The organism is Nonomuraea sp. NPDC023979 (assembly GCF_040639085.1).
Taxonomy (GTDB): Bacteria; Actinomycetota; Actinomycetes; order Streptosporangiales; family Streptosporangiaceae; genus Nonomuraea; species Nonomuraea ceibae.
Map to the genome: position 1 here is coordinate 108,016 of NZ_JBEZZG010000031.1, position 6,512 is coordinate 114,527.

A 6,512-nucleotide genomic window follows, 5' to 3' on the forward strand; every position below is an offset into this window, starting at 1 on the left:
AGGCCGAAATGGGGGAGTTCTCTGCCTTGAGCACGGACCTGACTGCGAGCCCCCAGACAGCGGCGGAGCTGCGCCGCTACGCCGAGGCGCTGCTGGCCCACCTGGCGGCCAACGGCTCCGCGCCCCCTGCCCCGCCCGGCTTCGCCGACATCCCGGGCAACTGGCTGCCGCCCGCCGTCGAGGCGCTGGTGGCGATCCTGGCCGGCGACGACCCGCTGGAGCCGCTGAGCAAGGCCGCCGGCCGCGACCAGCAGCAGACCGCGCTCTTCCTGTGCCTGGCGCTCGCCGTGGCCGGCCACGGCAGCCGCATCCACGCCTCCTGGCTCGGCACCGCGTTCGGCGACCTGTCACTCGACCAGCCCGTCAGCCACGGCCAGCGCTCGCTCTGGCTCGCCGCCGCCCGCGGCGCCTACGGCCCGGCAGGCAAGATCTTCGTGCTGCGCAAGCTCGACGCACTCGCCGTCCAGGAGCACGCCGACCCGTCGCAGTGGACCCAGGCCCTCGTGCCCGGCGAACCCTCGGTCGTGGTGCCCGCCTCGCTCGTCGACTTCCCGGAGATGGCCGAGATCCCCGAGCTGGCCCGGCCCGCCCAGGCCGCCGCCCGGCTCGACCGGCTGCGCGCCCGCTGCGCGGAGATCACCTCCACCCCGCAGGCCGGGCAGAGCGCGTCGACGCCGCTCACCAACTCCGACGCCAGCCCTGCCGCGGCCTGGCAGGAGGACGAGCCGCTGGCCGTCCTGCGCACCCTCATCGGCCTGGGCGGACCGCCCGGCCCGATGGCCTCGCTCAGCTCCCACCTGCTCGACGACCTGCGCCCCGGCGCCGACCCGCACCTGGCGGCGATCGCCCTGCACGTGGCCGGCCCGATCCTGCGCGGCGTCGCCGAGGAGCTGGAGGCCGACACCCGCCTGGAGCCGCCCGCCACGGTCACCGTCGCGCTGCTCGGCCACCACATCAAGCTGCACCCTGAAGGGCCGGACGAGAGCTCGATGGCCGCCGCCGAGGCCGCCATCGTCAGTGCCGGCACCACCCCGCGCCGCCGCCCGTGGGACGTCGCATTGCTGGTCCTGGCCGGGCTGGCGTGCTTCGCCGGCGCGGTGCTCGGGCCGCCGCTGCTCGCTGTGGCGGGCGCCGGCCTGCTCGGCGCGGCGGCCTGGCTGCTCTGGCGGCGGCGCAAGGCCGCCGAGGCCGACGCCCGCTGGGTGGCCTCCCAGGTCGCCGAGCTCAAGGAGCTGGCCGACGGGGCCGTGTGGGCACTGCACGCCTACGCGCACGAGGCGGAGGGGCGTGCCAAGCAGGCCAGTGAAGACTGCGCCGAGCTCACCCGCCTGATCCGCCGCGGCCCCCGAGCCGCCTGACCCAGGCTCTTTTTGTCGGAGGGGCCTGAGCCCTTCTCACTCCTGGTCTCTTCTCCCTGGAGGCGCCTGAGCCCTTCTCGCTTCTGGGCTCTTCTCGCTCCTGGACCCTGCTCGCGGAGCAGCCGGCGGAGCCGAGCGCCCGCTTAGGCTCGGAAGGAGTGCCCGAAAGTGGGGATGGAGGCGTGTGAGCGCCTGCTCGCCCGCCCGAGACGGCGGAGGCGCATGAGCTGAGCATCCGGCCCCACGGCATGACGCCCGAGGCGCGTGGCCACCTTCTCCCCCGAGAAGGCGGCGGAGGCGAGCCGCCCCGGCTTCCCCTGAAGCCGGGCTCAGCTCGTCTCGATCTCCACGTGCGCGGGCGCCAGCAGGAAGACCCGATCGGCGATGCGCTCGATCCGCCCTTCACAGCCATAGGCCAGGCCGGCCGCGAAGTCGACCATCCGGGTCGCCTCCGGCATCGCCATGCCCGTCACATCCATGATCACCGTCTGGCCCTCGCGGAAATACTGGCCGATCAACGGTGCGTCGTTGTACTTGAGCGGCTGCACCATCACGATGCGCGACGACTCGATCGTGGACCGCCACCTACGCGCGGCCCGCTCCGTCGCGGGCATGTACTCCTCTTCGTACTGCCCGTCGTCGTCGTAACCCTCGTCGTAGTGATCGATCCCGCCCAGGCCAAGGTATCCCGCAACCTTACGCACTGCCCCCATCGGCTTGTCCTTTCCTCAGGAACTCACCGCAATCGGCACGTCCCGACACATTGGACGGTAACCGACGATTCCGCGTTCGCCATGCGACACGCCCAGCACTAATTCCATTTTGTACGGCTAGCGTCCTGGTTTCACCCCGATATCCGGCCCCGTATAGCATCGAGCCATGCGCCTGTTCATCGTCGATGCCTTCACCAGCACCGCATTCAAGGGTAATCCCGCGGCCGTGTGCCTGCTGGAGGATCGAGTTCCGGACGAGTGGATGCAGGCCGTCGCGGCCGAGATGAACCTGTCGGAGACGGCGTTCCTGCTGGGCGATTCGCTGCGCTGGTTCACGCCGAAGGTCGAGGTCACGCTGTGCGGCCACGCCACCCTGGCCACGGCCCACGTCTTGTATTCGACGGGCGCGGCGACGGGTCCGGTGAAATTCGCCACGGCGAGCGGTCCGCTCACCGTGAATCGCATGCCGGACAACATGATCACTATGGATTTTCCGGCCAAGGAAGTGACACCCGCCACAGTTCCGGACGGCTTGGAAAAAGCACTCGGGGCTTCCCCGGTGAGCGTCGGCAGGAGCTCTCTCGACCTGCTGGTCGAGCTCGAATCCGAAGAAGTCGTGCGGTCGTTGACGCCCGACATCCCCGCATTGGCGGCGATCGACGCGCGCGGTGTCATCGTGACGGCCGCCGGCTCGGCGACCGATTTCGTCTCGCGCTTCTTCGCCCCGAACGTCGGCGTGCCCGAGGATCCGGTGACCGGCTCGGCGCACTGCGCGCTCTCGCCGTACTGGACGGCGCGGCTGGGCCGCGACGCCCTGACGGGCGCGCAACTGTCGGCACGGGGCGGGGTCGTACGGGTGACGCTCGACGGCGACCGCGTCCAGCTCGCGGGACACGCTGTCACCGTCGTCACCGGCACCCTCCACATCTGAGGCCTCATCAGTCACGTGGATGTGCCCCACTCAGGCCACGTGCACACTCTGACGCTGATCACAATTTGATCACATTTGATCATGAAGGTAAAGCCGCAGGTCACTGAGCCTTGAGCCGCCGATGGCGCCGGGATTCCCAGCGCTTGAGACACGGCTCCCGCCTCCGGAGCCGGCACCCAGGGTTACGGGGCCTCCGTAACGGGCCCTACGGCCCGTACGGACACGCTCAGGACCGCCGAGCGGCCGTCGTGATCCCGGCGGCCGTCGCAGTCCGGGCGACCGTCGTGCTCCGGGTGGCGAGGAGGCGGAGCGCTGCTTCGGAGGGCGAGCCGGGCGCGGCGTTGAACACCGCCACCCGCTGCCCCTCGTCGTCCGGCAGGGTCATGAACTCGGCGCTGAGCTCCATCGTCCCCACGGTCGGATGCCGATAGACCCGCGGCCTGGTGTCGCACTCGCTCACCGGATGCGCCGCCCACAGCTCCGCGAACTCGGCGCTGCCCACGGTGAGCTCGTCGACCAGCGCGGCCAGCTCGGGAGAGCCGGGATACCGTCCCGCGATCAGCCGGAGGTCGGCGACGGTCGAGCGGGCCTTGCCCGCCCAGTCCGCATACAGCTCACCCAGCCTCGGGTCCAGGAACAGCATGGCCGCCACGTTGGGCCGCCCGGCGGGGTCGTCCGGCGCGTCGAAGTCCAGGTGTCCGGCCAGCAGCGCGTGCGCCGTGGCGTTCCAGCACAGGATGTCGCAGAAGCGCCCCATGACCAGCGCAGGCACGTCCCGGAACGACTCGATCATCACCCGGACGCCCGGCCGCACCCGTTCCGCCTCGGCGGCCCGACGCGGCGGCCGAGGCTTCGCCCTGGCCAGCGAGTAGAGGTACCCCCGCTCGTCGTCGTCCAGCCGCAGCACCCGGGCTACGGCGTCCAGCACGGCATCGGAGGCGTTGGGACTCTGCCCCTGCTCCAGCCGGGTGTAGTAGCCCGCGCTCACCCCAGCGAGCTGAGCCAGCTCCTCCCGGCGCAACCCGGGCACCCGCCGCCGCCCGTACACCGGCAGCCCGAGCTCCCCCGGCCGCAACCGCGCCCGCCTCGACCGCAGAAACTCCCCCAGATCCGCACGCCCGTCCACACTCCCAGTATCCCGGCACCCGCCCCCGCCAACCTGCACCTGCCAGATGTACCCACACCAGACCTCTGCCTGGGCCACCAGCCCGCCCCCACGCTGGAATGCGAACCACCCGCCTGAGGAGACAACTGTGAGAATCATCGTGATCGGCGCGACAGGCACCATCGGAAGCGCGGTCGCCGCCCTCCTGGCAGCGAACCACGAGGTGGTGCCGGCATCCCGCCGCGGCCCGGCGCGCGTGGACCTGACCCACCCCGCGTCGCTCGACGCCCTGTTCGCCGCCGTCCCCGACGTCGACGCCGTGGTGTGCTGCGCGGCCTCCGGCGCCCCGGCGCCACTCGCCACCCCGCCGGACGCCGACTACTGGCGCGGCCTCGACGGCAAGCTCATCGGCCAGGTCAACCTGGTCCGCCGCGCCGCCCTGCACCTGCGGCCCGGCGGCTCGGTGACGCTCACCAGCGGACGCATCCCCGACCCCCTGCCGGGCAGCACCCTCGGCCACCTGGTCAACGCCGGCCTGGAGTCCTTCGTACGCGCCGCCGCCCCGGAGATGCCGCACGGCATCCGCCTCAACGCCATCAGCCCCGGCTGGGTACGCGAGACCAGCCTCGCCCTGGGCATGGACGGCACAGCCGGCATCCCGGCACACGACCTGGCCCGCATCTACGCGGACACCATCGAAGGCACCGCCCACGGCCAGGTCATCAGCCCCTGAAGCTCCCCGTCTCCTGGAGACCGGCGAATTCCAGGGGGTCGCAACACACGACCGACAATTGGCTGCTGCAGCACAGTAAGACGCTCGGCTGGATATCTCGGCCGAGCGTCATGCACGCTTTGACCGGCCTCGAGGCATCATGCCTGGGCCGGGCCATCATGGATGCCGGCTACGAACGCCGCCCGGTTGGCGTTTCGGGAAGCCGGCCGACTACCTTGCCCTCGGAGTCCAGCACCTTGATCGCCGGTTGGTCGTCGCCGTCGATCTCCAGCACGATCCTCGGGCGTCCTCGCGAGTCGCTGAGCACCAGGAAAGCTCCTTCCGGAGTGCTGTAGCCGAGCTGGACGCGAGGCGGCATGGCGGGTACCTGGTCGATCGGGAGCGCTGGATCAGGCATGTGCTTCACCTCCAGCAGCGCTGCGCCCTGAACGCCCTCCCAGCGGGTGGCCATCGTGATCGCCTGCGCGTTGGTGTAGTCGAGCGAGAGGCTGGCCCCGGCAGAGGAGGCAACGATTCCTCCCTTCTCGTTGCCGTCGCCGTCATTGAAAATCAGGTAGGTGCCTTCCGGCCCCTGACGTTGGTCGGCGGGGTACGTCTTACCTCCAATGATCACCGGAGGTTTGCTTGAGCTCGCCAGGAAGCGCTGTCGGCCTCGGCGGTCCACTACCCGGAACGACTTTCGGGCCTCCTCGCCGGACGACTCCGCTCGGGCGGGTTCGCTGCCCGCCATCACGGTCATGCCACTCGCCAACAGCGCGGTCGCCGCTCCGATCGCAGCCCGCCGATCACACTGCTCCATGTCCCGTTCCCTTCTCGTTGGAGGGCAACCAGTGGATCATCTGGGCGCTGCTGTGTCCCTACGGCAAACATGAAGCTCGCGGGTAGGCATAGCCTCCCCGTGCTGGTAGAGCTGTCCATACGTCGTCACGTCGTCACTTGCCGAGAAAGCCCTGACGCCGACCGACGCCTACAGACCATGCCCGCCACCCGCCCCCTACCTCTTCTATGTCGGGCTCTGGTGCGCCACGAGCTTCCCCGAGGCGCTCCCCAGGCGTGTCCCAGCCAGCCGAGCAGGTGGACGAGCATCACGTAGCGCGTGGTGCGCTCGACGAGAGTGCCGACGGCCGAGGCCTGGTTCTTTCCAGGGATGCAGTCGCTTTCCCAGTGGCCGGGTACGGCGCGGTCGTCGACCTCGGCGGGTCGCTCGCTCATCATCACCATGGGCACGCAGTAGCCGACCGGCGCTGCTGGGCCAGACAGCGCGCTTGCGCATCGCGCGACCCTGAACGTGGAGCGCCTGGTAGGCGGTCTCGTGGCACACATGCATATCCGGCCGATCAGGGAAGACCCTGCGCAAGCTCTGGACGATCCGCTCCGGGCTCCAGCGCTTGCCAGGTGCTCCTGAATGTAGGCCCGCGACTGCTCAATCTTGCTTGTCTTGGAAGACAAGGCCGGCGCGCGTCGGCACGGCCTGAGCTGCCTTATCGTGAACGCAGAAAAGGCCCCCGGGGACACCCCGAGGGCCTACTTCGCCACACAACGCAGAGAAGGCCCCGACACTGAATGTCGGGGCCTTCTCTGAAAGATTGTCCGGCGGTGACCTACTCTCCCACACCCTCCCGAGTGCAGTACCATCGGCGCAGGGAAGCTTAACTTCCGGGTTCGGAATGTA

6 protein-coding genes and 1 rRNA gene are annotated in these 6,512 nt (G+C 70.1%); 3 read left to right on the top strand and 4 right to left on the bottom strand.

The features are described from left to right. Window positions 1-26 precede the first annotated feature (26 nt). Window positions 27-1,358 carry a hypothetical protein gene (locus AB0G11_RS38120; RefSeq protein ID WP_357591505.1) on the top strand — a complete coding sequence of 444 codons (1,332 nt, stop codon included), beginning with the start codon at window positions 27-29 and terminating at the stop codon, window positions 1,356-1,358. Window positions 1,359-1,687: 329 nt separating this feature from the next. Here the strand turns inward: AB0G11_RS38120 and AB0G11_RS38125 are convergent, their stop codons facing one another. After that, window positions 1,688-2,071: a cell division protein SepF gene (locus AB0G11_RS38125; RefSeq protein ID WP_219518525.1), complete on the bottom strand. Its 384-nt coding sequence runs from the start codon at window positions 2,069-2,071 to the stop codon at window positions 1,688-1,690. Window positions 2,072-2,237: 166 nt separating this feature from the next. On the opposite strand from AB0G11_RS38125, the gene AB0G11_RS38130 reads away from it, so the two are divergent. Continuing rightward, window positions 2,238-3,002 carry a PhzF family phenazine biosynthesis protein gene (locus AB0G11_RS38130; RefSeq protein WP_357591507.1) on the top strand — a complete coding sequence of 255 codons (765 nt, stop codon included), beginning with the start codon at window positions 2,238-2,240 and terminating at the stop codon, window positions 3,000-3,002. Window positions 3,003-3,228: 226 nt separating this feature from the next. Here the strand turns inward: AB0G11_RS38130 and AB0G11_RS38135 are convergent, their stop codons facing one another. Further along, complete coding sequence (locus tag AB0G11_RS38135) at window positions 3,229-4,128, bottom strand: helix-turn-helix transcriptional regulator (RefSeq protein ID WP_357591509.1); 900 nt, start codon at window positions 4,126-4,128, stop codon at window positions 3,229-3,231. Window positions 4,129-4,255: 127 nt separating this feature from the next. Between AB0G11_RS38135 and AB0G11_RS38140 the strand changes: the two genes are divergently transcribed. After that, window positions 4,256-4,840 (top strand): short chain dehydrogenase, encoded by a 585-nt coding sequence (locus tag AB0G11_RS38140; protein WP_357591511.1) that lies wholly within the window; start codon window positions 4,256-4,258, stop codon window positions 4,838-4,840. A 169-nt stretch (window positions 4,841-5,009) separates the two neighbouring features. Here AB0G11_RS38140 and AB0G11_RS38145 read toward each other — a convergent pair whose 3' ends face one another. Further along, the gene (locus AB0G11_RS38145) at window positions 5,010-5,639 is read right to left on the bottom strand and encodes a hypothetical protein (protein WP_357591513.1); all 630 of its coding nucleotides are present in this window, start codon (window positions 5,637-5,639) and stop codon (window positions 5,010-5,012) included. A 789-nt stretch (window positions 5,640-6,428) separates the two neighbouring features. Further along, window positions 6,429-6,512, bottom strand: a 5S ribosomal RNA gene (rrf, locus tag AB0G11_RS38150); the annotation flags it as partial.

Bases quoted from the DNA above. Each gene is read 5' to 3' on its own strand.
- AB0G11_RS38145 (WP_357591513.1), bottom strand. From the start codon at position 5,639: ATGGAGCAGTGTGATCGGCGGGCTGCGATCGGAGCGGCGACCGCGCTG.
- AB0G11_RS38125 (WP_219518525.1), bottom strand. From the start codon at position 2,071: ATGGGGGCAGTGCGTAAGGTTGCGGGATACCTTGGCCTGGGCGGGATC.
- AB0G11_RS38130 (WP_357591507.1), top strand. From the start codon at position 2,238: ATGCGCCTGTTCATCGTCGATGCCTTCACCAGCACCGCATTCAAGGGT.